This window comes from Paraburkholderia tuberum STM678 (genome assembly GCF_902833905.1).
In the GTDB taxonomy this organism is placed as follows: domain Bacteria; phylum Pseudomonadota; class Gammaproteobacteria; order Burkholderiales; family Burkholderiaceae; genus Paraburkholderia; species Paraburkholderia tuberum.
Genome location: NZ_CADFGP010000216.1, coordinates 1 through 308, shown reverse-complemented (window position 1 = coordinate 308; position 308 = coordinate 1). Strand labels below are relative to the sequence as shown.

General features: G+C 56.2%; 1 protein-coding gene. It reads right to left on the bottom strand.

The window, feature by feature from the left end:
• The coding region (locus HWY30_RS41010) for a carbamoyltransferase N-terminal domain-containing protein (protein ID WP_279613352.1) at positions 1 to 308 on the bottom strand (308 nt) is incomplete at both ends.

The window sequence follows — 308 nt, the reverse complement described above, 5'->3', positions numbered from 1 at the left end:
CGACTCGACTACTCCGTCCCAGCCGTCGATGACAAACTGGTCGATATCGTGCGCATCGAAACCATGCTCGGCCAATGCGATCGCGATCGCGTCGAGGTCGTCGATCGCCTGATACCGCGGATTGTTGTCTCGCTTTTCCTGCTCCACGCAAAAAACCAGTTTTCCATCCTCGACAAGGGCGATCGCTCCGTCGTGCGTCAGTTTGATCCCACAGATGCGCATAATATCTCCCGGCCTAACGCTGGTAAGTTGGTCCGCACGAAGGCGAAGCCGCGTTTCGAAAACAGGCGAGCAGACAGTCTTCATTC